Source organism: Streptomyces sp. SID12488, from assembly GCF_010548275.1.
In the GTDB taxonomy this organism is placed as follows: domain Bacteria; phylum Actinomycetota; class Actinomycetes; order Streptomycetales; family Streptomycetaceae; genus Streptomyces.
The window spans coordinates 47,327-71,782 of the sequence record NZ_JAAGLT010000029.1; the positions used below are offsets into that span (position 1 = coordinate 47,327).

16 protein-coding genes are annotated in these 24,456 nt (G+C 71.1%); 6 read left to right on the top strand and 10 right to left on the bottom strand.

Annotated features, from left to right (window positions below):
- The first annotated feature begins 41 nt into the window (after positions 1-41).
- Both G3I56_RS33315 and G3I56_RS33320 read left to right on the top strand, forming a co-directional pair.
- On the top strand, positions 42-2,870 hold the full coding sequence (locus G3I56_RS33315; RefSeq protein ID WP_164415587.1) for an AAA family ATPase: 2,829 nt from the start codon (positions 42-44) through the stop codon (positions 2,868-2,870).
- Positions 2,871-3,138: 268 nt separating this feature from the next.
- Positions 3,139-3,930, top strand: coding sequence for a serine protease (locus G3I56_RS33320; protein ID WP_164415599.1), 792 nt, complete (start codon positions 3,139-3,141; stop codon positions 3,928-3,930).
- A 127-nt stretch (positions 3,931-4,057) separates the two neighbouring features.
- Here the strand turns inward: G3I56_RS33320 and G3I56_RS33325 are convergent, their stop codons facing one another.
- Positions 4,058-5,317 (bottom strand): winged helix DNA-binding domain-containing protein, encoded by a 1,260-nt coding sequence (locus G3I56_RS33325; protein ID WP_164415601.1) that lies wholly within the window; start codon positions 5,315-5,317, stop codon positions 4,058-4,060.
- A 405-nt stretch (positions 5,318-5,722) separates the two neighbouring features.
- On the opposite strand from G3I56_RS33325, the gene G3I56_RS33330 reads away from it, so the two are divergent.
- Positions 5,723-6,451, top strand: a complete 729-nt coding sequence (locus G3I56_RS33330; protein ID WP_239135253.1) for a GAF and ANTAR domain-containing protein — start codon at positions 5,723-5,725, stop codon at positions 6,449-6,451.
- Positions 6,452-6,730: 279 nt separating this feature from the next.
- Here the strand turns inward: G3I56_RS33330 and G3I56_RS33335 are convergent, their stop codons facing one another.
- The 4 genes from G3I56_RS33335 to G3I56_RS33350 all read right to left on the bottom strand — a co-directional run bounded on the left by G3I56_RS33335 (position 6,731) and on the right by G3I56_RS33350 (position 12,596).
- The gene (locus tag G3I56_RS33335) at positions 6,731-8,071 is read right to left on the bottom strand and encodes a cytochrome P450 (RefSeq protein ID WP_164415603.1); all 1,341 of its coding nucleotides are present in this window, start codon (positions 8,069-8,071) and stop codon (positions 6,731-6,733) included.
- 58 nt (positions 8,072-8,129) lie between these two features.
- A complete protein-coding gene (locus tag G3I56_RS33340) occupies positions 8,130-9,389 on the bottom strand; it encodes a VWA-like domain-containing protein (protein ID WP_164415605.1) in 1,260 nt (419 codons plus the stop codon).
- Positions 9,386-10,681: an AAA family ATPase gene (locus G3I56_RS33345; RefSeq protein ID WP_239135254.1), complete on the bottom strand. Its 1,296-nt coding sequence runs from the start codon at positions 10,679-10,681 to the stop codon at positions 9,386-9,388. Before G3I56_RS33345 ends, G3I56_RS33340 begins: the two co-directional genes overlap by 4 nt.
- A gap of 64 nt (positions 10,682-10,745) precedes the next feature.
- The gene (locus G3I56_RS33350; RefSeq protein ID WP_164415607.1) at positions 10,746-12,596 is read right to left on the bottom strand and encodes a hypothetical protein; all 1,851 of its coding nucleotides are present in this window, start codon (positions 12,594-12,596) and stop codon (positions 10,746-10,748) included.
- 380 nt (positions 12,597-12,976) lie between these two features.
- Between G3I56_RS33350 and G3I56_RS33355 the strand changes: the two genes are divergently transcribed.
- Positions 12,977-14,374 carry a carboxylesterase family protein gene (locus tag G3I56_RS33355; RefSeq protein ID WP_343240124.1) on the top strand — a complete coding sequence of 466 codons (1,398 nt, stop codon included), beginning with the start codon at positions 12,977-12,979 and terminating at the stop codon, positions 14,372-14,374.
- Between the two features lie 469 nt (positions 14,375-14,843).
- Here the strand turns inward: G3I56_RS33355 and G3I56_RS33360 are convergent, their stop codons facing one another.
- The 5 genes from G3I56_RS33360 to kdpF are packed head-to-tail and all read right to left on the bottom strand — an operon-like array spanning position 14,844 to position 20,102.
- A complete protein-coding gene (locus G3I56_RS33360) occupies positions 14,844-15,527 on the bottom strand; it encodes a response regulator transcription factor (protein ID WP_164415688.1) in 684 nt (227 codons plus the stop codon).
- A 7-nt stretch (positions 15,528-15,534) separates the two neighbouring features.
- On the bottom strand, positions 15,535-16,167 hold the full coding sequence (locus G3I56_RS33365) for a potassium-transporting ATPase subunit C (RefSeq protein ID WP_164415609.1): 633 nt from the start codon (positions 16,165-16,167) through the stop codon (positions 15,535-15,537).
- A 4-nt stretch (positions 16,168-16,171) separates the two neighbouring features.
- A complete protein-coding gene (gene kdpB / locus G3I56_RS33370; protein ID WP_164415611.1) occupies positions 16,172-18,283 on the bottom strand; it encodes a potassium-transporting ATPase subunit KdpB in 2,112 nt (703 codons plus the stop codon).
- Between the two features lie 56 nt (positions 18,284-18,339).
- Entirely contained in the window at positions 18,340-20,004 is a 1,665-nt protein-coding gene (kdpA, locus tag G3I56_RS33375; protein ID WP_164415613.1) for a potassium-transporting ATPase subunit KdpA, read from the bottom strand.
- Between the two features lie 8 nt (positions 20,005-20,012).
- The gene (gene kdpF, locus G3I56_RS33380; RefSeq protein WP_016434100.1) at positions 20,013-20,102 is read right to left on the bottom strand and encodes a K(+)-transporting ATPase subunit F; all 90 of its coding nucleotides are present in this window, start codon (positions 20,100-20,102) and stop codon (positions 20,013-20,015) included.
- 370 nt (positions 20,103-20,472) lie between these two features.
- On the opposite strand from kdpF, the gene G3I56_RS33385 reads away from it, so the two are divergent.
- Positions 20,473-23,517, top strand: coding sequence for an SdrD B-like domain-containing protein (locus G3I56_RS33385; RefSeq protein ID WP_164415615.1), 3,045 nt, complete (start codon positions 20,473-20,475; stop codon positions 23,515-23,517).
- Positions 23,518-23,623: 106 nt separating this feature from the next.
- The gene (locus G3I56_RS33390; RefSeq protein ID WP_164415617.1) at positions 23,624-24,433 is read left to right on the top strand and encodes a hypothetical protein; all 810 of its coding nucleotides are present in this window, start codon (positions 23,624-23,626) and stop codon (positions 24,431-24,433) included.
- Positions 24,434-24,456: the final 23 nt, after the last annotated feature.

Consider the following 24,456-nt stretch of genomic DNA (forward strand, 5'->3'; position numbering starts at 1 on the left):
GTTGCCTAATATTGGGCCACACACGACACAGGAGGGGAGCGGTGACCGTGCGACGGGACTTCCAGGAGCCTGGCCGATGCCGCTCCGACCTGCTCATAGGCCGGGACGAGGCGCTCATCGCGGCGCGCGAGCAGCTTTCGCGCGGCGGCAGCGTACTGCTGCACGGAACGGCAGGAATAGGAAAGTCCACCGTCCTGCGGACATTGGCCGCGGAATACGCCGAATCGGCACGGACCGTGTTGCGCTGCTCCGCCACCGAGTCCGAATCCCATCTCCCCTTCCTCGCTCTCGCCGATCTTCTCGGTCTGGCGCTGGACGAGGTGTCCGCGCAGTTGCCCGTCGCCCAGCGTGTCGCTCTGGAGGCGGCGCTCACCGGCCGCGGCGAGTCCACGCTCCAGCGTGACGGGCTCGCGCTGCGGCTGGCCGTGCTGTCCGCGCTGCGCGCACTGGCCGCCAAGGGGCCCGTCCTCGTCGTCGCCGACGACCTCCAGTGGCTGGACACCGCGAGCACCGAACTCCTCGGTTTCGCCGCCCGCCGCCTGGGCGACGACCCCGTCCGGATGTTGTTCGCCGGGCGGACGGACGGCCAGGAGTACGACCGCTATCTACGCGCGTCCACACCCGACACCCTGGCGGTCCGCGTCAACCCGCTGACCCGCTCCCAGGTGGAGACACTCCTCGAGCACCGGGGCTACGACCTGCCGCGTTCGACCGTGCGGGAGATCCACCGCATCAGCGCCGGCAACCCGCTGTACGCCCTGGAACTGGGCCGGGCCCTGGCCGAGAACCCGGCTCCCCCGCGCCCTGGTGAGCCGCTGCCGGTGCCGACCTCGCTGCGCGCGCTGGTGCTCAGCCGTCTGGAGATGCTGTCGGACGACGCCCGCCGCACCCTTCTCGTGGTGAGCGCCGGCGCCCGACCCACCCTGGCTCTGCTGCACGAGGCCGGCCGGGAGAACGCCGAGGCGGAGACCGCCCAGGCCGCAGCCCTCGGGCTGCTGGCGACCGAGCCCGAGGGTCCGGCCGTACGGTTCGCGCATCCCCTCGTGTCGGCCGCGCTGTACGCGGAGGCGAGCGCACAGGAGCGCCGGGCCGCGCACGCCGCGCTGTCCACGGCCGCGTCGGACCCCATAGAGCGGGCCCGGCACCTCGCCCTGGCCACCGAGGGCACCGATCCGGAGGTGGCCGCGCGGCTCGCCGAGGCCGCCGCGCTGGCCCGGGACCGCGGGGCGCCGACGGTGGCCTCCTCGCTCGGGCTGCTCGCCGCCCGGTACACCCCGGACGACAGTGTGCCGAACCCTGACGAGCACCGGTTGCGGGCCGCCGCAGACGCGATCACCGCCGGTGAGCTGGATCTGGCGCGGGACATCGCCCGCCAGGTGCTCGACCGGACCGCTGTGCCCGAGGAGCGGGTGCGGGCCTGGATGATCGTGATCGACACGGCGGGCCACGCCATGACGGAGGTCGACTCCGTCTTCCCGCAGGCACTGGCCGACGCGGGCGACGACCCCCGGCTGCTCGCGCTGGTCCACTACCAACTGGCCTGGCGGGCAGTGCTCGTGGAGGGCGACTTCGCCGAGTGCCGTGAGGAGGCGGCGCGTGCGGCGGAGCTCGCCGCGCGGGGCGGCGACCGGTACACGGAGCTGATGTCGCTCTCCTTCCAGGCTCAGACCGAGACCCTGATGGGCCACCCGGACGCACCCGCGACCATCAAGCGCGCGTTGAAGGAGCCGCAGGACCCGCAGGTGACCGTCCATCACAACGGCATCGGCTCGGCCCGGTTCCGCTGGCTGATCATGAGCGACCAGCTGCCCGAGGCGCGGGCCACCATCACCACCCTGCTGCGCGAGGTGCGCCGGCGCGGGTCGGTCGAGAGCGAGGTGCACTTCCTGCGCGGTCTCGCCGAGACCGAACTGCGCTGCGGACACTGCGGCCGGGCGCTCGACCTGGCCAGGGAGAGCCTGCGGCTGGCCCGGGACACCGGTATCGGCGAGGTCGCCTCCGCGATGCTCGCCGCGCTGGCGGAGGCGTCCGGCGGTGACGTGGACCGGGCACTGGCGCTGGCCCGGGAGTCGGTCGAGCACGCCGAGGAGAACGGCGACCTGATGTACCTGTCCCGGGCCCAGGCGGCCCTGGGATACGCCCGGTTGGTGGCCGGCGACGCGCCGGGCGCGGTGCAGTCGCTGCGCCGGGCAAGGGAGTTGGAGCACGATCTCGGCGTCGACGACCCGGCGCGCGGACGCTGGCAGGGCGACCTCGCCGAGGCGCTGGTCCGCGTCGGCGAGCTGGACGAGGCGCAGGAGGTCATCGACGTGTCCCGCGCCCACGCGCTGCGGCTGGGGCGCGAGAGCGTACTCGCGGTGCTCGACCGGTCGGAGGCGCTGGTGCGTGCCGCGCGCGGTGAACGCGATGCGGCTCTGGCCCAGTTGACGTCCGCGCAGGACCGACTCGCCAAGCTGGGCTATGGACTTGAGGAGGCACGGGCCGCCCTGGCTCTGGCCGAGCTGCGCACCGGACCGCCGGGGCCCGGCCCCGTTCCGGCTCCGACGTCGTACGACGAGGCGGCACGCCTGTTCAGACGTTCCCGCGCGCTGCCCTGGCTGCGCAGGGTGGACGCGGCCACCGTGCCGAATCCCGCGCCGCAGCCGCTCGTTCAGCAGCCGCAGGCGGTCGCCGCGCTCGACGGGCTCGCCGCGATGGAACGTCAGGTCGCGGCGCTCGTCATGGAGGGCGCTACCAACCGCGAGATCGCCGGACGCCTGTTCATCAGCGTCAAGACGGTCGAGGCCACTCTCACCCGGGTGTACCGGAAACTGGGCATCCGGTCTCGGGTGGACATCGTCAGGCTGGCGGCGGGACGCCACCCCAAGTAACGCCCGCATGCCCGCCGTACGGCCGTGCACCTGCGCGGATTCCATCCTTGCGCTCTCACCGTACCGTGCCGTCGACCCCGTACGACCGAGGGTTTTCCCTGCCCCGACTCCCCTAGGGGGTTCCCTCATTGGGAGGGGCCTTATCCGGCTCCTACCTTGTGGTTGTGCCGCTCGCCGGGCACACGGAGCAGCACCACCGCCCCGTGCAGAAACCCCCCACGTACACCCGCGCGTCCCCCCACCGGCAATCCCCACAAGAGGAGAACCCATGTTCGGGCTCGCCCGTGCCAAGAAGGCCGCCGCTGTTCTGGTGGCCACCGCTGCCGCCGCGTCCACCGCGCTGATCGCCGCCCCCGGGGCCGTCGCCGCACCCCAGCCCATCGTGGGCGGTTCCACGACCACCGCGGCGACGTACCCGTACGTCATGCAGATCACGGACGCCTCACAGAACCAGTTCTGCGGTGGCACCCTCGTCTCGGCGACCAAGGTCGTGACCGCGGCCCACTGTATGGTCGACGAGACGACGAGCAGCGTCAGAGTCGTCGGCGGCCGTACCTACCGCAACGGCACCAACGGCACCGTCAGCAAGGTCACCAAGATCTGGATCCACCCGAGCTACACCGACGCCACCAACGGCGACGACGTGGCCGTGCTGACCCTCGCGACCTCGATGCCGTACACCGCGGCGTCCTACGTCACCTCGTCCCAGACCAGCGTGTACGCGGCCGGCACCACCGCCCGCATCATCGGCTGGGGCACCACCTCCTCGAGCGGCAGCTCCTCCAACCAGCTGCGCACGGCGACCGTCCCGACGGTCTCCAACGCCAGCTGCACCAGCTCGTACGGCTCCAGCTACATCGCGAGCGACATGGTCTGCGCCGGATACACCTCCGGTGGCGTTGACACCTGCCAGGGCGACAGCGGCGGCCCGCTGATGATCGGCGGCGTCCTGGCAGGTATTACTTCCTGGGGTGAGGGCTGCGCGGCGGCCGGCTACCCCGGGGTCTACACCCGGCTGACCACCTTCTCGAGCCTGGTGGCGACGCAGGTCGCGTCGTAACCATCGGGCAGGTAGTCACCAGGGGCCCCTGCGGCGGCAAGGGCCCTGCCACCACAGTCTCCTGGGGACCCCTCAGGTGAATGCCAGGGGGCGTTGCGGACCGGCCACGAGCGGTCCGCAACGCCCCCTATCCACGTTCCTGTTCCTGTTTCCGGTCCTGATTCCGGTCCTGTCGACGCACGACGGTGCCGAACCGGATGTCGTACGCCGTTCCCTCGTGCAGCGCCGCGAGCATCCGCCCGCCCTCCTCGACCACCGCCGCCCGCTGGTCCTTTGTGAGCCTGCCGAAGGGCTCGACGGTGAGTGTCCGGTCCTCAAGGCGCCACAATCCGACGAGGAAACCGTCGACGAGCAGGACGCAGTGCGCCTGATTGCCCGTCCAGGTACGGCCCTTGAGGTCGGCGGGGACGACGCGGGTGCGGTCGGCGTGCGAGAGGAGCAGGTTGTCGAACTCGGGCAGGAAGCGCGGCGGCGCCGGGGTGTCGGGGTCGGGGCGGGGAGCGTCGGGGAGGTCGAAGAGCTCGGTGCCGTGCTCGTCCCGGAAGGTGAGCAGCTGCGGGCGGAGGCGTTCGAAGGCGTCGCGCAGCCGGGTCAGACCGGCCCAGGTCTGCATGTCCTTCACGGAGGCGGGGCCGAAGGCGGCGAGATAGCGGAGCACGGTCGTGTCCAGGGCCGAGGTACCGTGCGCCGGCGTCTCCTGGGCCGCGCGGCCGAGCCAGTGCTCGGCGGTGGTGAGCGCGACCTGGCCGCTGCGGTCCCACAGGCCGCGCGGGGTGACCTGGACCAGCGGGAGGCGGCAGCGGGCGGCGACGGACAGGGACTGCGGGTCGGCGTCCGGCCACTCGACGAGGAGCGCCTCGCGCAGTTGCTTCATCGTGCGCGGTTCGGCCTCGACGAGATCACGGGCGAGGGCGGTGAGCCGGTCGAGGTCGACGCCTACAAGTCCCTTGCGGAAGTAGGTGAGTTCGCGGTCCCGGGCGGGCTGGACGAGCGGGCGCAGGGTGAGGCAGTCGGCGGCGGTGTGGGTGTGGATGGTCGAGCGCATGGTGACGATGCGAACGGCCTCCCGGTCAGCCATGAGCCGGGACAGGTCCTCGGGGGCGAAGCCGTCGAGTCGGGCGGCGAGGGCGTAGTACGGGGGCTTCACGTTCTGCGCCTGGAGACCGAGCAGGTGCGCGAGGGCGTCCTTGGCGGACATCGGTGACCGGGTGAGGAGCAGTTGCCGGGCGAGAGTGGCACGGTTGAGGGCTCGGGGGCCGAGGACGGGGGCCGCGGCGGCGGCGGGCGCGCCTGTCGAGGCCGGCCCGGTGCTCGTCGTCGGGGCGGCGGCCGAAGCCGCCTTCGCCGAGGCCGTCGTCGCCTTGTTCTGCTTCGCCGTGTTCTGCATGCTCCGCACGCTAGCTCCCCTTGCGGACAGTTCCGGTCCGCAATTCCCGCCGCCGGACCCTGACCCGGGAAGTTGCCCGGAACCCGGGCTCGGGGTGAGTGCCAATGCCCCGTACATCCTGCTCTCTGATCCACCCGGTCGCACCTGAACACACGTTCGAGAATCGTCGGGGCAGGAATCGGTCGCGATGTGGACCCCGCAGCCCTGCTGACTCACCAGATGGACCGGACCGTGCAGTTCAGGTCGGCCGACGCCATTGATCACGCTGCGGCCACCTTCGTCACGGGTGCCCGCCTTGACCGTCCCTTCCGTGCCGTCGCCGGCGACGGCGTTGACCGAAACGGGGAGTGAGAACCGATCGCGGCGCCACCGAGGCCCTTCTGCGGCGCGCGTGGAAAACTGGGTATGAGGCTTGTCCGGACCGGACGAGAGGCGGAGAGTGAAGTGGACTGGGGACGGTTCGCACAGCAGATGGCGTCGATGGCGCGGGATCTCCTGGCGCAGGAGTCGGTCGATGCCACACTCCAGCGGATCACCAAGTCGGCCACCGAGCTGGTGGAGGGCTGCGACGCGGCCGGCATCCTGGTGCTGCAGGGCAACAAGGTGGAGACTCTCGCCCCGACCGACCAGCTTGCCGTCGACAGCGATCAACTGCAGGAGCGGTTGAGTGAGGGGCCGTGCTTCGACGCGGCCCACAATCCCCAGGGAGAACGGGTCTTCCGCATCGCCGACGTCACCGACGAGCACTCGCGCTGGCCCGCCTACGCCCCACAGGCCCAGGCGCTCGGAGTGGGCAGCATGATGGGCTTCCTGCTGTTCACCGACGACGAAGACCTTGGCGCACTGAACCTGTACTCCAGAAGACCCGGTGCCTTCACCGAGGCCAGCGAGCTGGCCGGGTGGCTGCTGGCCTCGCACGCGGCGGTCGCCTTCTCCAGCGCCCGCACCCACGCCCAGATGGAACGGGCCGTCGCCACCCGCCACGTCATCGGCGAGGCGATGGGCATCCTCATGGGCCGCCACCACATCACCGAGGAGCAGGCTTTCGACGTGCTGCGCCGCTACTCGCAGCAGAACAACACCAAGCTCCACGAGGTCGCCCGGCAGGTCTGCGAGCAGGGTGGCCTTCCGTGACCCCGGGCGGGCGGCTCCCCCGGCACAAAGTCCGAACCAGAGGAACCTGAGCAGGCTCAGCCCCATGGGACGCCGAACCTGACCTACCGACCGAGTCCCCAGCCCCGCCCCTTCCACACACCCGAAATCCTGGTCGGACAGTGGGCCGGGGCCACAGCCCCTGCGACGTGACGGGCGTTTCCGCCGGTCAACGGCACAGCGGCACGATCATGCCGACCGAGGAACCGGGCTCGCCCGTCACCGTGCGTGGAGCCGGAACAGGGCACCTTTCCCGAGTGGTCAGGCGCCCGCGACTTCGCCGGCTCCGGGCCGGACCGGGCAGCCGCCGACGTGTGGCGCGGGGGCGAGGCCGGAGGCGGCACCGTCGGCAGGTGTGGCCAGCATGGCGCCGGTGTGGGCGCCAGAGGCCGGGGTGAAGGCGACGTCCAGGCGGGTGAGGCCACGGAAGTTGAGGCTGCGCTGCCATCGTGGCGGCTCGGAGCCGTCGAGCCGCAGGTCGGGAAGCCGGGTGAGGAGTGCCTCCAGGACGATCGCGCCCTCCAGCCGGGCCAGCGCCGCGCCGAGACAGAAGTGCGGACCGTGGCCGAACGACAGGTGCCGTCCGCCGGAACCGGCCCGCTCGAAGTCCAGTACGTGGGGATCGGGAAAGACGGCCGGGTCCCGGTTGGCGGCGCCGCACACCAGGAGCACCGTCTGCCCCTCGCCGATCCTGCGGCCCGACAGGTCCAGGTCGTGCCGCGCCCTGCGCAGCATCAGCTGTACCGGGGCGTCGTAACGCAGGAGTTCCTCGACCGCGGCGGGCATCAGCTCGGGCCTGCGGCGGAGTTGGTCGGCCGCGTCCGGGTCGCGGAGCAGGGCGAGGGTGGCGTTGCCGATGAAGTGGGTGGTGGTCTCGTGTCCGGCGATCAGCAACAGGGCGCAGTTGGCGAGGAGTTCATCGAGATCCTGGTCGGTGTTCCCGGCCTGTGCGGTCACCGTCGCGCGCAGGGTGTCGGGGGCCGGCGGGGTGTCCTGGCGGGTGAGGAGCTCTCGTAGGTACGCGAGCATGTCCGCCATGCTCTGCGAGGCCTCGCGGTTGCGGTCCGCGTCGAGCCGGGAGTTGCCGATGGCCTCGGCGACCGGCTCGGACCAGGCAGCGACGGCGTCGCGGTCCGCCTCCGGTACGTCGAGGAGGTCGCAGATGATGGTGAGCGGCAGGGGACGGGCGAGGTCCGCGACGATGTCCATCCGGCCGGTCGGAGCCGCCGCGGTGATGATCCGGTCGACGGCTTCGACGATCCGGGCACGGAGTGCCGCGACCGCACGCGGAGCGAACGCCTTGCTGATCAGGGCGCGGAGACGGGGGTGGTCGGGGGCGTCGTTGTAGAGCATCTGCCGGCTCAGGACCCGGGCGAGCGGCCGCAGTTCCTCCGGGACGGCCTCGATGTCGGGGTAGCGCACCGAGGACAGTCCCGGGTGATTCGCCGCGCTGCTGACCACCGCATGCCCGGTGGCGATCCAGGCGCCCGTGCGCCGGTCCCAGAAGAGGTCGTCGGCGCTGCGGAGTTCTTCGTAGAAGTCGTAGAGCCGCTCTTGGACCTTGGGCCGAAAGGCCGACAGAAGTGAGGAAGGGGTGCTCATCGGCCCATCTTTTCAGTCCTGTTGGCCGGAAGAAGGCGGGGTTCAGGACGATGGACGTCTACCCGATGCGAACCACGCGTGCCCAGTCGGGCGGCGAGTCCGGTACGTAGTCGTCGTCCCCCTCGCTCTCGCCCCACTGCCGGGCCGTGGGCTGCCGGGGAAACAGACCCACCACCGTCCGGCACGGTGGCCGGGTGTCCGGCCAGGGCGTCTGACCGTCGGTCAGGACCACGACGACATCGGGACGCGGGGTCGCCCGCAACGCCTTGGCGAAGCCGGTGCGCAGGTCCGTGCCACCGCCGCCCATCAGGGGAATCCCCTCGGCCCGGCACAGCGTGTGCACCATGTGGGCCGCCGCGTCGCACGGCAGTACGGTGACCAGGTCCCGTCGGCCGCCCACCGCGCGGGAGATCGCCGCGACCTCCAGGAGGGCGCTGCCCAGTTCGGCGTCGCTGACCGACCCGGAGGTGTCGATGACCACGGAGACCCGGGGTGGCCTGCGTCGCAGGCTCGGCAGGACGACACCGGGCAGGGCGGCCGAGCGGCGCGCCGGCCGACCGTGGGTGTAGTCCTCGCCCACGCCGCTGCCGGAAGCCGCCGAGCGGACCACCGCTCCCAGCAACTCCCGCCATGGCAGCGGCGGATGGAACGCCTCCTCCGCCCATCGCCGCCACCCCTTCGGGGCGTTCCCGGGGCGGCCGTTGATGCCCTGCGCGACCCGGAACCGGACCGAGTCCCGTTCCTGCTCGCTCAGGCCGTGCGCGCCGTCCGGTCCCAGCTCCCATTCCCGGCCCAGTCCGTCGGCGCCGCTGCCGCAGTCGAGCCAGTACAGGCTCATCATGTTCGGTGCGAGCTGGAACCGGCTCAGGTACTCCTCCATGAGCAGGCCCTGCGGAAGCCCCGCCGCCCCTGGCTGGACGGCACCTTCGGGGCGGACGAGCCCCTCGCCGAACACGTCGTCGTTGATCTCGAAGTCCGCGGCGATGTTCATCCGCAGCCGTTCCCCGGGGCCGGTGAGCCCGTGTTCCCGGGCAAAGCGGTCGCTGCGCCCGTGGTGGTCGCGCAGCAGGTGCGACACCTCGTGCACCCACACGCCGGCTAGCTCCTCGACCGGCATCCGGTCCACGAACGCCGGTGAGACGTAGCACCGCCAGTGCCGGTCGACGGCCATCGTCGGGACCTGCCGTGACTCGACGGGGTGCAGGGCGAACAGTGCCGTGGCCAGGTACGGGCGGGCCCGGACGGCGTGCAGCCGGGCGGCGAAGAGTTTGTCGAGGTCGAGGTCGAGGGCGAGGGTGCCCGGCGCGTCGGTGTTCATCGGCCGCCCCTCGTTCCCGCCCCTGCCCCTTCCCGGGCGGCCACGCGACCCGCCGCCCGGTCCGCCCGCCGGGACAGGGACACGACTCCGGCGAGTTTCTCGATCTCCGCCGGCACGTCCCAGTCCTCCTGGCGCAGCGAGGCCAGAGTGGTCGCCGGGACGACCACCAGGTCCGGAGCCCCGGTCTCCAGCGCCCGGACCAGCAGCGCCCACGCCGCGTCCCAGCGGGCCCTCTCCGGGCGCCCCCGGACCGCCGCCACCACGCCGTCCAGCACGGCCTGGCGCAGGTCGCCCCGCTCGGGCAGGACGGCACTCGCCGGGTCGGCGAGCAGCGACTCGGGGTCCGGGAGGTCCATCCGGTCCAGGCTCGCCAGCAGTTCCAGCCCCGGACCGTCCCCGACCGTGCCCCTCACCAACAGCGAGAGGACTTCCCGGGAGGAGCCTGCGGCGGTCGCGAAGGCGATCAGGCTCAGGGTCATGTCCCAGCTCCGGGGAGACGGCCAGGCGCCGCCCCGGCGCGTCTCGTTGCCCGGTAGTAGGTGCACGAGTTTGGGACGGGCGTCGAGCAGCCCGCACACCGCGCGGCGGGCGAAGTCCACGGCCTCGGTCAGTTTCTCGGGCGCGAGCCTTGGCAGGGTGGCCCGCGGCCAGGTCCCACCGAGGCCGCGTACGACGACCTCGTGGTCGTGGGTCCACTGGAGATGGACGAACCGGTTGGCCAGGGGCGGGCTCAGCTCCCAGCCGTCGGCGGCCGAGGACCGGGGGTTGGCGGCGGCCACGATCCTTACGCCGGGCGGCAGTTGGAGGGCGCCGATCCGCCGCTCCAGGACCAGTCGGAGCAGGGCGGCCTGAACGGCGGGCGGCGCGGTGGACAGTTCGTCGAGGAACAGCAGCCCCCGGCCGGCCCGTACGAGTCGTACCGCCCAGTCCGGCGGTGCCATCGGGACGCCGTGCGTCGCGGGATCGTCGCCGATGACGGGCAGCCCGGAGAAGTCGGACGGCTCGTGGACACTCGCGATCACCGTGGTGAGGGGCAGGTCGAGGGCCGCGGCCAGCTGTGTCAGGGCCGCGGTCTTGCCGATCCCCGGCTCACCCCACAGGAGCACGGGCAGGTCGGCGGCCACGGCCAGTGTCAGGGCCTCCAGCCGGGTGTCGGGACGGGGTTCGGTGGTGGTATCGCGCAGGAGGGTCAACAACTGGGCCGCGATGTCGAGTTGGGGGGTGCGGGGTCGCGCCGTGAGGGTTGTCGGTACTGGGGTCTCGGGAGCTGCGAAGGAGATGCCTGGGGCCATGTTTGATCACCTTTGGGTTCGTGATGAGTGGATGCCGAGGGGGGTGGGGACGGGCGTCCCCAGGTCAGCGGAACGTCGCCTGGCGCGGGCGGGAGCGGTGGTCGCGGGTACGGCCGCCGTCCGTGCGGAAGCCGTCGAATCCGGACCCGGGTCCGGGGCCGGTCAGGCCCGCCCTGAACAGGCCGTAGATGATCCGTCGCTCGGCGGCACTTTCCAGCTCGTCACGCAGGGCGCCGCCGCGCAGCACCGCGTCGGGGCCGAGGAGGCCTTCTACGACGGCCAGCGCGCCGGCGATGTCGCCGTGGTCCAGGCGTTCGCGGACGCCGGTGAGGCAGTCCGGGTGACGGTGGGCCTCGTCGATGGCTCGCAGGCAGGGCAGTGGCGTACCGGTCAGCTCGGCCAGGAGTTCTTCCCGGCGGATCTCGGCCGGGTCGTGGTCCAGCGGGGCGAGCGCCCCGTCGACCAGGCCGATCCGGTGCCGGGCGCCCCGGCATTCCACCAGGCGCGGCTCACCGGCGCGGTCCGGGTCCCGGGGTGGACCGGTCGGCGGACGGTGCGGTGCGAGTGCCGAGGCGACCAGCGGGTGCAGCCGGTCCAGCTCGATCGCGCCGGCGCGGATGAGTTCCAGGTCGGGCAGCACCCAGGTCGCCGCGTCGGGCAGGACCGGCAGTGCGGAGGTCCGGCCGCCTGTGGGCGCCCGCGAGATCCGCAGCGTGGGCGGCCCGCCGCCGTCCGGGGTCGCGACGAGATCCAGCAGCAGCCGTTGCCGGGCCCCGACCCGCACGATGACGGTACCCGTGCTGGTTCCGGGGCCGATTCCCACACCGGTGCCCAGGCCCGTGCCGGGGCGAGCACCCATTCCGGGGCCGATACCAAAACCCGTGCCCGGGCCGGAACCTAACCCGGGGCCGACCCCCGCGCCGAAACCTGATCCGGATCCCCTTCCCGTGCCGAAACCGGAACTGGGGCCCATACCCGCGCCGGGGCCCATGCCGGAGCCGAACGCGAGGCCCGTGCCCGTGACGGTGCCCGTGCCCGTGCCCGTGACAACGCCGGTACCGGAGCTGGTGGAGCCCACGCCTGTGCCGGAACCAACGCCCGTTCCGGAGCCGGAGGCGAGGCCCGTGCCCGTGCCGGATCCGGAGCTGGTGGAGCCCACGCCTGTGCCGGAGCCGGCGCCCGTTCCGATACCCGTGCCGGTGTCGGTGCCCGCGCCCGCCCCGGCACCGGTGGACCGCCCGTCGGCGTCGAGCAGCAGCCGGGCCTCGGCCGCCCACCGATCCACGGCACAGCGACGCCCCTGCGGCAGCTGCGCCAGGAGATCCGGGGCCGACGGCACCGGACAGTCGCCGCCGGGCGGCCGGTCCGCGCCGGACCGGGCTCGCAGTTCATCGGTTCTGCGCGCGTCCCACAGGTGGCGGTGCAGATCGAGGCGGAACCGCCGGCTGGGGTGCGGATGCGCGGAGCGGTGGGCGCCCGCGTCCGCGTGGGATCCGTCCCACAGCGTGAGGCTGATCCGCTGGCCGGCATCCGCCCAGGCCGGTGCGGTGCGGGCCACGAGGTGCACCGGGTGGGCGCCGGCCCGCCCAGAGGCGTCGTACCGGGCCAGGCCGATGGTCAGTCCCGGGCGCAACAGCCCGTCGGGGGCGATCCTCGGCAGATGCCAGCGCAGCAGGTCGGGCACCAAGTGACGTAGATCGGCGCGGAGTTGCTCCGCGAGTTCCCGGCCGTGGGCGCATGCCACGGACCGTAGGTTCAGATCGACATCGACGCCGGCGGCGGCACACGCACCCGCCCAGTCCCCGGCCAGGCGGCGGGCCGTCGCGGTCGCGATCATGGACGGCGGCACGGCGAACTCTCGTACGCGCGGCCAGTAAGAGAGGTGGGTGTCCCCATACGCGTTCTCAGTGAGCATCAGCACTCACCTTGCGCGGACGGGACCCCCGATCTGTGAAGGGAGTTGGTAGTCATCGTCCGAGACGGTAACGCTCGCCTCCCTCACCCGCCACCCGTTTTCGGCACGAGCGCAGCCGTGAACCATAAGCCGTGAGCCGTGAGCGGAAATGCGCAAATGCTGCAATTCATGACGGATCGATTTGGCTACAAGTTCCGAAATTATTCGTGACGGGTCCGCCACCCGGCCGAAATGCCCCGCTCATAGCTTTCTCGCCATCAGCCTCACAGGCCACATCGCGCCCACGGGGTCCTCCAGCGCTCCTTCGTACGGGGCATCTCCGGATCGGGAAGCGGTGACCCCCCATCGACCGCATCCACCACATCCACCACATCGCCGGTATCCCGGTCACCGTCCACGCCCCCGCCCCCGCCGGCCCAGTCGTCGGCCGGCGCATCGGGCCCGTGCAGCGCTTCCTCGGCATCCCGTACGCCCAACCACCCACCGGAGTAAGGCGGTTCGCGGCGCCGATCCGACGCGGCCGGTTCCCGGGGCCGTTCGACGCGTCCCGGCACGGGCCCACCTCGCAACGCGTGCCCCTGTTCGCCACGACCACCGTGCCGGAGCCGTCGGTGCCCGGCGACGACATCCTGAACCTCTCCGTCGTCGCTCCCGCACCGGCCGGCGGTCACGCGGCGCCCTGCCCGGTCCTGGTGTGGATCCACGGCGGCGGCTTCCTCGCGGGCAGCCCGGCGAGTCCTTGGTACGACGGCCGTTCCTTCGCACGGGACGGCGTCGTCTGCGTCACCGTCGGCTACCGGCTCGGCGTCGACGGATTCGCCCCGCTGGACGACGTACCCACCAACCTCGGGCTGCGTGACCTGCTGCTCGCACTGGACTGGGTCCAGGAGAACATCGGCTCGTTCGGCGGTGATCCCGGCCGGGTCACCCTCGCCGGTCAGTCGGCCGGGGGCGCGGCGGTACTCGCGCTGCTCTCGTCGCCGGCCGCTCACGGCCTTTTCCAGCGCGCGGTCAGCATCTCCGGCGTCCTCGTCGAAGGGGAGCGGGAGCCGGCCCGCCGGTTCGTCGAACGGCTCGGGGAGCAGGTCGGGGTGCCGCCCGCGCGAGCCGGATTCGGCAGCCTCGGCGTGGAGCAACTCCAGCGGGCCGTCATCGACCTGCGGGACGAACTCGGCGACGACATACTCCCGTTGGGGCCGGTGATCGGCGACGACGTCCTGCCGGTGTCCGTCATCGAAGGACTCTCCGGCCACGGACACGACGTGCCTCTGCTGCTCGGTGCGACGGGCGACGAGTTCGACTGCGGTGCCGCCCCGGAGAACCCGCATCCGAGCCCGTACAGTCCGGCCGAACTCGCCGCCGCCCGCGCGGCGGGCACCCGGGTGACGGACACCCTGTTCCGGGCCGTCGGCCCACGCGTTGCCGCCGCTCGCCGCGACGGCGGCGCCGGTACCTGGCTGTACTCCTTCGAGTGGCCCTCCCCCGTACTCGGGGGCGCCGGGCACTGCGTCGACATCCCCTTCTTCTTCGACCTGCTCGACGCGCCGGGCAGCGCGCAGGCACTCGGGCCCCACCCACCCGTGGAGTTGGCCGCCGCGATGCACGCCGATCTGGTCGGCTTCGTCCACGGCCTGGCGCCGGAGTGGGCACGGGCGACCGGTGGGGCGGGTGATCCGGCGCGCGAGTACGGTCGGCCGGACGCGGCCCTCGTCGCCGACACCACAGGCGTGTTCGATCCCGTCGTACGGGCCGTGCCCGAGGTGGGGGAGGCACGCTGATGTCCGGGACGAACGGCACGAACGGCCAGCCTCGATCAGAGTGTCGTCCGACGCGCCAACACCTCAGCGATCCCGCGGGCGTTGGCGGTGTCGGCCGAGCCGCCGGGTGACGGAGTCGGAGCGTATGCCGGCCAACGGGTGTGCGAGCCGCCGTCCCGCCCGGCGGTGCGAACTGCGGGCCGCACAAGCCCTGTTGGCCGCCGCGCAGATCACCGCCTCGGGCGCGTCCACGGTCGTCGCCGATGTCCGCGGCCGTATCCTCGGCCGGGCCCACCAGTCGCTGCGCGCCCACCCTGGATGCGCAGGTCACGCCCGACGACGTCGCGAACCCCGTGACGGCACTCCGGGCGGAGGTGACCGTCGCGCGGAGGGCCCGAGCATGATCGGCCGCGTGCCCCGGACAGCGAACCGACGTCCGTAGGCCCGTACCGTTCAGGCACCCGCGCACCCGCGCACCCGCCCGCGCCCGTCAGAACTCGAACCGGTACCCCGCCCCCGGCTCGGTGATCAGGTGGCGCGGATGCGCGGGGTCCGACTCCAGTTTTCGGCGGAGTTGGGCCATGTGGACGCGCAGATGGTTGGACCCGCTGCGCCGGGCGGCGCCCCACACCTCCTGGAGCAGGTGCCTCTGGCTGATGAGGCGCCCCGGATTGGTCACCAGGATCTCCAGCAGGTGCCATTCGGTGGGGGTGAGGCGGATGTCCCGGCCGGCCCGCGTGGCCTTCTTGGCACGCAGGTCGATGACGAAGTCGTCGGTCGTGACGACCGTCGTCCCGGGCGCGAACGGGACTTCTTCCGTGCGGCGGACGGCAGCCCGCAGTCTGGCCAGGAGTTCGTCCATGCCGAACGGCTTGGTGAGGTAGTCGTCGGCGCCCGCGTCCAGCGCCGCCGCCTTCTCGTCGGACGACCGGCGCGCCGACAGCACCAGGATCGGTACGCGGGTCCAGCCGCGCAGCGCCCTGATGACATCGACACCGTCCATGTCGGGCAGGCCCAGGTCCAGTAACACGACGTCCGGCCGACGGGCCGCCGCCAGCCGGAGGGCCGTGGTGCCGTCGGGCGCCGCGTCCACTCCGTACTGGCGTGCCCGCATGTTGATCACGAGTGCTCGTACGAGCTGGGGGTCGTCGTCCACGACCAGCACCCGGGTCATCACGGAATCACTGGCCCCTGATCAGTTCCCTGAGGGCGATGTTGAGTTCGAGGACGTTGACCCGGGGCTCACCCATGAACCCGAGGGTGCGGCCCTCCGTGTGGTCGTCGACCAGCTTCCGCACCCGGGCGACGGACAGACCGTCACGCTCGGCGATCCGGTGGACCTGGAGTTCGGCGTAGGCCGGGGAGATGTCCGGGTCCAGGCCGGAGCCGGAGGACGTGACCGCGTCGGCGGGTACGTCGGACGGCCTGACCTTGTAGTCGGCGGTCGAGTTGTCCTTGACGACCTTGGCCTTGGCCTCCTTGACCCACTTGATCAGGTCGGGGTTGTCGGCCGAGCGGTTCGTCGCGCCGGACAGGATCAGCTTGTACTGCGTGTTGACCGAGTTCACACCCAGGCCGTTGGCCGGGCGGGACTGGAAATAGTCCAGGTCGTAGCCCTGTTGACCGATCAGTGAGGAACCCACCACCTTCCCCTCGGACTTGATCTCCGAGCCGTTCGCCTTGCCCGGGAAGACCGCCTGGGCAACACCTGTGACGGCCAGCGGGTAGATCACACCTGTGAGCACGGTCAACACCAGCAGGGCGCGCAGCCCCGCTCCCAGCAACCGGGCAGTGTTCGTAACCGAGTTGTTCATGACGTCACCCAATGCCGGGGATGAGGGAGATCAGCAGGTCGATGATCTTGATGCCGATGAAGGGGGCGACCAGGCCGCCGATGCCGTAGATCCCGAGGTTGCGGCGGAGCATCCGGTCCGCGCTCATCGGCTTGTACCGCACGCCCCGCAGCGCGAGCGGCACCAGCGCGATGATGATCAGCGCGTTGAAGATGACGGCGGAGAGGATCGCGGAGTCGGGCGAGGACAGGTTCATGATGTTGAGCCTGTCGAGGCCCGGGTAGACGGCCGCGAACAGCGCCGGGATGATCGCGAAGTACTTCGCGACGTCGTTGGCGATGGAGAACGTCGTCAACGCGCCCCGAGTGATGAGGAGTTGCTTGCCGATCTCGACGATCTCGATCAGTTTCGTCGGGTTCGAGTCGAGGTCGACCATGTTGCCGGCCTCCTTCGCGGCCGACGTGCCCGTGTTCATCGCGACACCGACATCGGCCTGGGCGAGCGCGGGCGCGTCGTTCGTCCCGTCACCGGTCATCGCGACCAGCTTGCCGCCCGCCTGCTCCCGCTTGATGAGGGCCATCTTGTCCTCGGGGGTGGCCTCGGCGAGGAAGTCGTCGACGCCCGCCTCCTCGGCGATGGCCTTGGCGGTCAGCGGGTTGTCGCCCGTGATCATGACGGTCCTGATGCCCATGCGGCGCAGTTCGTCGAACCGCTCCCGCATGCCCTCCTTGACGACGTCCTTGAGGTGGATGACGCCCAACACCCTTGCCCCGTCGGTGTCTTCGACGGCCACGAGCAGCGGTGTGCCGCCCGCCCGGGAGATCCGGTCGGTGAGCGTTCCGGCGTCCTCGGACACCACACCCCCCTGCTCCTTCACCCAGGCGACGACCGATCCGGCGGCACCCTTGCGGATCTTCCTGCCGTCCACGTCCACGCCCGACATCCGGGTCTGGGCGGTGAAGGCGATCCACTCGGCACCGGCCAGCTCGCCCTGGTGGCGCTCGCGCAGCGCGTACCGCTCCTTCGCCAGCACGACGATGGACCGCCCCTCGGGCGTCTCGTCGGCCAGCGAGGACAGCTGGGCGGCGTCCGCGACCTCGGCCTCCGTCGCCCCCGCCACCGGCACGAACTCGGCGGCCTGGCGGTTGCCGAGCGTGATGGTGCCCGTCTTGTCCAGCAGCAGCGTGGAGACGTCACCGGCGGCCTCGACCGCCCGGCCGGACATCGCCAACACGTTCCTCTGCACCAGCCGGTCCATGCCCGCGATACCGATCGCGGAGAGCAGCGCGCCGATGGTGGTCGGGATGAGACAGACCAGCAGCGCCACCAGTACGACCATCGTCAGATGGGTGCCCGCGTAGTCCGCGAGCGGCGGCAGGGTCGCCACGGCCAGCAGGAAGACGATGGTCAGCGAGGCGAGCAGGATGTTCAGCGCGATCTCGTTCGGTGTCTTCTGCCGGGCCGCGCCCTCGACCAGAGCGATCATGCGGTCGATGAAGGTCTCGCCGGGCTTCGTCGTGATCTTGACGACGATCCGGTCGGACAGCACCTTCGTACCGCCGGTCACGGCCGACCGGTCGCCGCCCGACTCCCGGATGACCGGCGCCGACTCCCCGGTGATGGCCGACTCGTCGACGGACGCCACACCCTCGACGACGTCACCGTCCCCCGGGATGATGTCGCCGGCCTCGCAGACGACGCGGTCGCCGATGCGCAGCTCGGTACCGGGCACCTGCTCCTCGCCGTTCCCGTTCCCATCCCCGATGAGCCGCCGCGCGACCGTGTCGGTCTTGGCCTTCCTCAGCGTGTCCGCCTGGGCCTTGCCGCGGCCCTCGGCGACCGCCTCCGCCAGGTTGGCGAAGATCACGGTCAGCCAGAGCCAGGCGCTGATGGTCCAGCCGAACCAGTCGCCCGGGTCCTTGAAGGAGAAGACCGTCGTCAGCACGGACCCGACCAGCACCACGAACATCACGGGAGACTTGACCATCACCCGCGGGTCGAGCTTGCGGCAGGCGTCCGGCAGCGACCTCAGCAGCTGCCCGGGGTCGAAGAGGCCCGCGCCGACACGGCTCTCGGCGGGCTTGTGCCCGGTGGGTACGTCGTTGTGCGGCGCCCGGGTCGGAGTGGCTGTGGACATCGCGTCCTCTTGCTCGGTTGCGTCAGTTGTTTCGGTTGCGCCAGTGGCTTCGGTCGTCATGACGCCAGCCCCTCGGCCAGCGGACCCAGCGCCAGCGCCGGGAAGTAGGTCAGACCGGTGATGATGAGGATCGCGCCCACCAGCAGACCCGTGAACAGGGGCTTCTCGGTCCGCAGAGTGCCCGCGGTGACCGGCACCGGCTGCTGCTCGGCCAGTGAACCGGCCAGCGCCAGGACGAACACCATCGGCAGGAAGCGGCCCAGGACCATGGCCAGCCCCAGCGTGGTGTTGAACCACTGGGTGTCCGCGTTCAGCCCGGCGAAGGCGGAGCCGTTGTTGTTCGACGCGGAGGTGTAGGCGTAGAGGATCTCGGAGAAGCCGTGCGCCCCGCTGTTGGTCATCGAGTTGCCGGGAGTCGGCAACGCCATGGCGGCGGCGGTGAAGACGAGCACCAGGGCCGGGGTGATGAGGATGTAGCAGGCCGCGAACTTGATCTCGCGGGTGCCGATCTTCTTGCCGAGGTACTCGGGCGTACGGCCGACCATGAGACCGGCGATGAACACCGCGATGACCGCCATGATCAGCATGCCGTAGAGGCCCGAGCCGGTGCCGCCGGGCGCGATCTCGCCCAGCATCATGCCGAGCATGGTGATGCCGCCGCCGAGCCCGGTGAACGAGGAGTGGAAGGAGTCCACCGCCCCCGTGGACGTCAGTGTGGTCGACACCGCGTAGATGGAGGAGGCTCCGACCCCGAACCGGGTCTCCTTGCCCTCCATCGCGCCCCCGGCGAGCTGGAGCGCCGGCCCGTGGTGGGCGAACTCGCTCCACATCATCAGGGCGACGAAGCCGACCCAGATGGTGGCCATGGTCGCGAGGATCGCGTAGCCCTGCCTGACCGAGCCGACCATGACCCCGAAGGTGCGGGTCAGCGCGAACGGGATCACCAGCAGCAGGAAGATCTGCAGCAGGTTGGTGAACGGCGTCGGGTTCTCGAAGGGGTGCGCGGAGTTGGCGTTGAAGTAGCCGCCGCCGTTGGTACCGATCTCCTTGATGGCCTCCTGCGAGGCGACAGCGCCCCCGTTCCACTGCTGCGACCCGCCCATGAACTGGCCGACCTCATGGATGCCGGAGAAGTTCTGGATGACGCCGCACGCGACCAGCACGACCGCGACGACGACGGAGAACGGCAGCAGGATGCGTACGACACCACGCACCAGGTCGGACCAGAAGTTGCCCAACTCTCCGGTGCGTGAGCGGGCGAACCCGCGTACGAGGGCCACCGCGACGGCGATGCCGACGGCGGCGGAGACGAAGTTCTGGACGGCGAGACCGGCGGTCTGCACGACGTGGCCCATGGCCTGCTCGCCGTAGTAGGACTGCCAGTTGGTGTTGGTCACGAAGGACACGGCCGTGTTGAACGCCTGGTCCGGGTCGATCGAGGAGAAGCCGAGCGAGCCGGGCAGGACGCCCTGGAGCCGCTGGAGCAGGTAGAGGAACAGGACACCCACGGCCGAGAACGCGAGGACACCGCGCAGGTACGCGGGCCAGCGCATCTCCGTGTCCGGGTTGGCGCCGATGCCCTTGTAGATCCACTTCTCGACGCGCCAGTGCCGGTCGGAGGAGTAGACCTTGGCCATGTAGTTGCCGAGGGGGACATGGGCGAGCGCCAGTGCCGCTATGAGGGCGAGCAGTTGGAGCACGCCGGCGAGTACGGGACCCATGACGTGGCTCAGAACCTCTCCGGGAAGATCAGGGCGAGGACGAGATAGCCCAGCAGGGCGACGGCCACGACGAGGCCGACGATGTTCTCGGCGGTCACAGCTTCGTCACCCCCTTGGCGGCGAGAGCCACCAGCGCGAACACCGCGATCGTGATGACGACGAAGGCCAGATCGGCCATCGCGAGCTCCTAGCGAGACGTGAGGTGTGGATCGGTTCGGACAGTCCGAGCAAAGCGCCTCCGTGGCGGGATCCGGCCCCCGTTGACGGCTCCCATACGGCCGCTCACCCGCTCTTGACGGAACCCATACGCACCCGCGAGATCACCCCGGCGACGTCCGCCACAACTCTGATGGCTCCGCCCGACCCGTCCGATAATCCACCTTTTCCTCCGAACGGGCCGATTCGATCTTCTTCACCGATCCCATACATAGCTCAATAGGGGTGTTCGCTCCACGAGACGAGGACACAGTGTTCAGAGCAGAACCCGGCGTCGGCGCCTCGCGCCGGCGCCCGCACGACGCTCCGCCGGGACGGCGGAGACGGCTGGCCGGTCTTACCGGTCTGAGTCTTGCGCTGGTCGCGACCGGTTCACCGGCCGTCGCGGCCACCGGGCTCGGCCCGCTCGCCTCGACCGCGCGGGCCGCCGCCAACAGTGACGGCACCCTGACCGTGCGGGTCGTCACCGAGGTGGACGCGGACGGCGCGTACGACAGTGTGCTGGAGCCGGGCCTCGCCGGCGTCAAGGTCACCCTGACGGACGACGCCGGACAGGTCCGGACCGTGACGACCGCGGCCAACGGCACGGCCACCTTCGCGGCCACGACCGAACTCACCGGCGGCAAGTACCGCGTCCAGGTCACCAACCCGGCCCCCGCCAACCTCTCCCCCGCCGTCGCGGGCCTGGGCACGGGCGCCGACGTCATCCGCAGCAACGTCGGCTTCGTCGACGTCTCCGGCGGTACGAACGTCACGTACACCACCGGATTCTGGGATCCCAGCCTCTACTGCCAGGAGAACCCGACCCTGGTCACCTGCAACCTCACCAAGGGGGATGCCCCCGACACGCACAAGGGCCTGGTGTCCTTCGGCGGGGGCTTCACCGGTAACACCTACGGGGGTGTCACCCAGCTGACCGACAACACGAAGCAGCAGGCCGTGTTCGGCATCGGCGTGGACCGCACCGGCAACAAGTACATGGGAACCCTGGTCAAGCGGCACACGGCCTACGGTCCGGCGGGCGCCACCAACACGATCTACCGCCAGTTCGGCACCGCCAACGCTGTCGACACCTTCGTCACGCTGCCCGGCACACTCACCGCGCACGAGACCACCGACAACTGGCTGCACGACAACGCCGTCTACAGCAAGGTCGGCCGCGAGGGCATCGGTGACGTCGACGTCTCCGGCGACGGAAAGACGCTGTACGCGGTCAACCTCAACGACTCCAAGTTGTACAGCGTGGCCATCACGGGCTCCGGCGACTCCGTCACGCCCGGCACGCAGACGTCGTACGACATCCCGAGGCCGCGGGCCTGTGTCGGCCAGTGGCACCCGTACGGCCTCGGTGTGCGCGGCAAGCGCGTCCTGGTCGGCGGGGTGTGTGGGGCGGAGACGACCGTCACCTCGGACCTCCAGTGGGGCGACCCGGGGCAACTGAGCTCGCACGTCTACGAGTTCACGAACGGCGCGTTCAGTGAGATCTTCACGCACGCGCTGGATTACCCGCGCGGGTGCGCCTACCGGTTCCTCCCGTTGAACCCCGGCAACACCGACTACCGCTGCACCAAGCCGTCCACGGTCGGCCAGGTGATGAGCGGCGCATGGGAGGCCTGGAACGAGCGGGTACCGGGCACCGAGACGCACTCCTTCATCTCCGCCCCGCAGCCGATGCTGTCCAACATCGAGATCGCCGACAACGGCGACCTGGTACTCGGCTACCGCGACCGCTTCGGCGACATGACGGGGTCCAGCACCTACGCCTACAACAGCACGACCGAACGGCTGCTCACCGGTATCGCCGCCGGCGACGTGCTGCGCGCCTGCAAGTCCGGGACGACGTACACGCTGGAGAACAACGGCTCCTGCGGTTCGCTGAAAGGCAATCTTCCGGACAACACCGAGGGCCCGGGCGGCGGCGAGTTCTACGCCGACTCCACGGTCCTCAATGACGCGGTCCACGACCAGGTCGGCCAGGGCGCCACGGCACTCCAGCCGAACGGCGACAAGCTGTGGGGCACGGTCTACGACCCGATCAACGCCTACGAGCAGGGCGTCCGCAGCTGGACCGCGGACAGCGGCGCGGTCCAGGGCAACCTGATGGTCCAGGCGACCTGGGACAACGACCTCGCCCAGCGCCAGAACCTGTTCGGCAAGGCCAACGGTCTCGCTGACCTGGAGCTCGTCTGCGACCAGGCGCCCGTCCAGATCGGCAACCGAGTCTGGTACGACTCGAACGGCAACGGCATCCAGGATCCGTCCGAGCCGCCCGTAGCGGGCGTCCGCGTCACGCTGACCCCGCCGACCGGGCCTGCGCTGACCACCACGACCGACGCGAACGGCGAGTACTACCTGGGCACGGCGGACGGCCTGAAGCCGAACACGGCTTACACGGCCACCTTCGACTACAGCGGGATCAACCCGTCGACGCTGCCCGGCTCCCCGACCATGGCGGAGCTGAAGTGGACCCAGCAGGGTGCCGGTTCCGACCGTGCGCTCGACTCGAACGTCGACTCGGCGGGCCGGACCACGGTCACCGTCGGCGACCCCGGCAACGTCAACCACACGATCGACGCGGGGCTGGTCGGTTCGATCAACAAGCTGGGCGACTACGTCTGGTACGACACCAACGGCAACGGCATCCAGGACCGGGGCGAGCCCGGCGCCAAGGACGTCACGGTCGAGCTGATCGACCCCGCCACCGGTGACGTGATCAAGACCACCAGGACGGACGCGGCCGGGAAGTACCTGTTCGCCGACCTGCCCGACGGGCGCTACAAGGTCTGCTTCCGCAGTCCGCGCGGCTACCTGTGGACCAGGCAGAACGCGGGCGGGACGGGTGACGACTCGGTCGTCGATCCGACCGGCGGCTGCTCCCCGGTGGTCACCCTCGGCCCGGGCAACCACGAGGACCTCACCCTCGACGCGGGCCTGGTCAAGGAGTTGGCGCTGACGGTCGTCAAGACCGACAAGAAGACCGACAAGCCGCTGCGCGGCGCGGTCTTCCAGCTGTGGTTCGACAGCAACGGCAAGACCGGCCTCCAGCGAAACGGCGCCAGCAAGGACCGGATGGCCGGCGACTGTGTCACCGGCCGGACGGGCAAGTGCTCCTTCGACGGCAACCGGATCGGGACGTACTACCTCGTGGAGAAGGACGTCCCCGAGGGCTACGTCCTGCCGGACAACCCGGTCTTCGGCCCCTACCGGCTGACCCTGGCCAACGGTACGGGCACCGAAGGGCTGATCGTGAAGATCGCCAACAAGCGCGGAGAGCCGTGCAAGGGCAAGAGGTGCTGACGCCCTGCCCAGTGGGGTGACGGCCGCGCACCCGGGAGGGTGACGCGGGGCGGGCCGCGTACCGGTGTCGACCGGTACGCGGCCCGCCCGCATGTAGAGACGTCCCATGCGACGCATCAGGAGCGGCACGACCGAGAAGACACCGAGGACGCCAAGGAAGCGAAGGGTACGGCGGGCCTGGTGGGCGGCGGGGATCCTCACGGCGGCGGCCTGCGCCGGCCTCCTCCTCACCGGCGGTGGCGATGCCGGCCCCCGGCCCCTCTCCGCCGACGAGGCCCAGCGCCTGGCCCTGGCCCGCTTCCGTACGTACCGGATCAGCCCTTCGGAGATCACCGTCCACACGGCGTCGGGTGACGGCACGGCCGTGGTGCGCGCCGTCGTCGACCACCGCAGACACCGGGCTGTCGGGTGGTACGAGGTGACGGGCGACGGACGCCCGAACGGCGGTCTGCTCGCCTGGGACCAGAGCGGGCTGGCGGTCGCCGACGGGTCCCCCACGGCTGCCGCCAAGGGTGCGCTGCGCGCGGCGGAGCGCCTGAAGCCGACGGCGTGGACGCGCCGCGCGTTCGGCGCCGCGCCGCTCGACACCGCCCTGAAACTGGCCCTGTCGCTGGGCGCCGACCGGCCCGACAACGCGCAGCTGCTCGCGCAGTCGGGGCCGTTGCGGTTGCGCGACGAGCGCGTGGACGGTCGGCGCTACGACGTCTTCTCGGGGCCGCGGCCCCGTCCGAACGCGTCCGCGTCCCCGGCCGGCCCTCGCCGCGACCGCTCTCCCCTGTCGTACTGGATCGACGAGGAGGGGGGTATGCGGCGCGTTCGGGTGGATCTCGGCGAGGGTCGGACTGTCACTCTGGATCTGGGTGGGGTTCGGGTGCGGGGGGTTGTTCTGCCGGGCGCGCCATGGGGGGAGCGGTGAGGGTGGTGTGGCGGCTGCGGGTG

Coding starts and splice junctions, on each gene's coding strand:
- G3I56_RS33360 (WP_164415688.1), bottom strand. CDS start 15,527: ATGACCCGGGTGCTGGTCGTGGACGACGACCCCCAGCTCGTACGAGCA.
- G3I56_RS33335 (WP_164415603.1), bottom strand. CDS start 8,071: ATGAGCACCCCTTCCTCACTTCTGTCGGCCTTTCGGCCCAAGGTCCAA.
- kdpA (WP_164415613.1), bottom strand. CDS start 20,004: ATGGGTCCCGTACTCGCCGGCGTGCTCCAACTGCTCGCCCTCATAGCG.
- G3I56_RS33365 (WP_164415609.1), bottom strand. CDS start 16,167: ATGAACAACTCGGTTACGAACACTGCCCGGTTGCTGGGAGCGGGGCTG.
- kdpB (WP_164415611.1), bottom strand. CDS start 18,283: ATGTCCACAGCCACTCCGACCCGGGCGCCGCACAACGACGTACCCACC.
- G3I56_RS33340 (WP_164415605.1), bottom strand. CDS start 9,389: ATGAACACCGACGCGCCGGGCACCCTCGCCCTCGACCTCGACCTCGAC.
- G3I56_RS33350 (WP_164415607.1), bottom strand. CDS start 12,596: ATGCTCACTGAGAACGCGTATGGGGACACCCACCTCTCTTACTGGCCG.
- G3I56_RS33320 (WP_164415599.1), top strand. CDS start 3,139: ATGTTCGGGCTCGCCCGTGCCAAGAAGGCCGCCGCTGTTCTGGTGGCC.
- G3I56_RS33345 (WP_239135254.1), bottom strand. CDS start 10,681: ATGGCCCCAGGCATCTCCTTCGCAGCTCCCGAGACCCCAGTACCGACA.
- G3I56_RS33325 (WP_164415601.1), bottom strand. CDS start 5,317: ATGCAGAACACGGCGAAGCAGAACAAGGCGACGACGGCCTCGGCGAAG.
- G3I56_RS33390 (WP_164415617.1), top strand. CDS start 23,624: ATGCGACGCATCAGGAGCGGCACGACCGAGAAGACACCGAGGACGCCA.
- G3I56_RS33330 (WP_239135253.1), top strand. CDS start 5,723: ATGAGGCTTGTCCGGACCGGACGAGAGGCGGAGAGTGAAGTGGACTGG.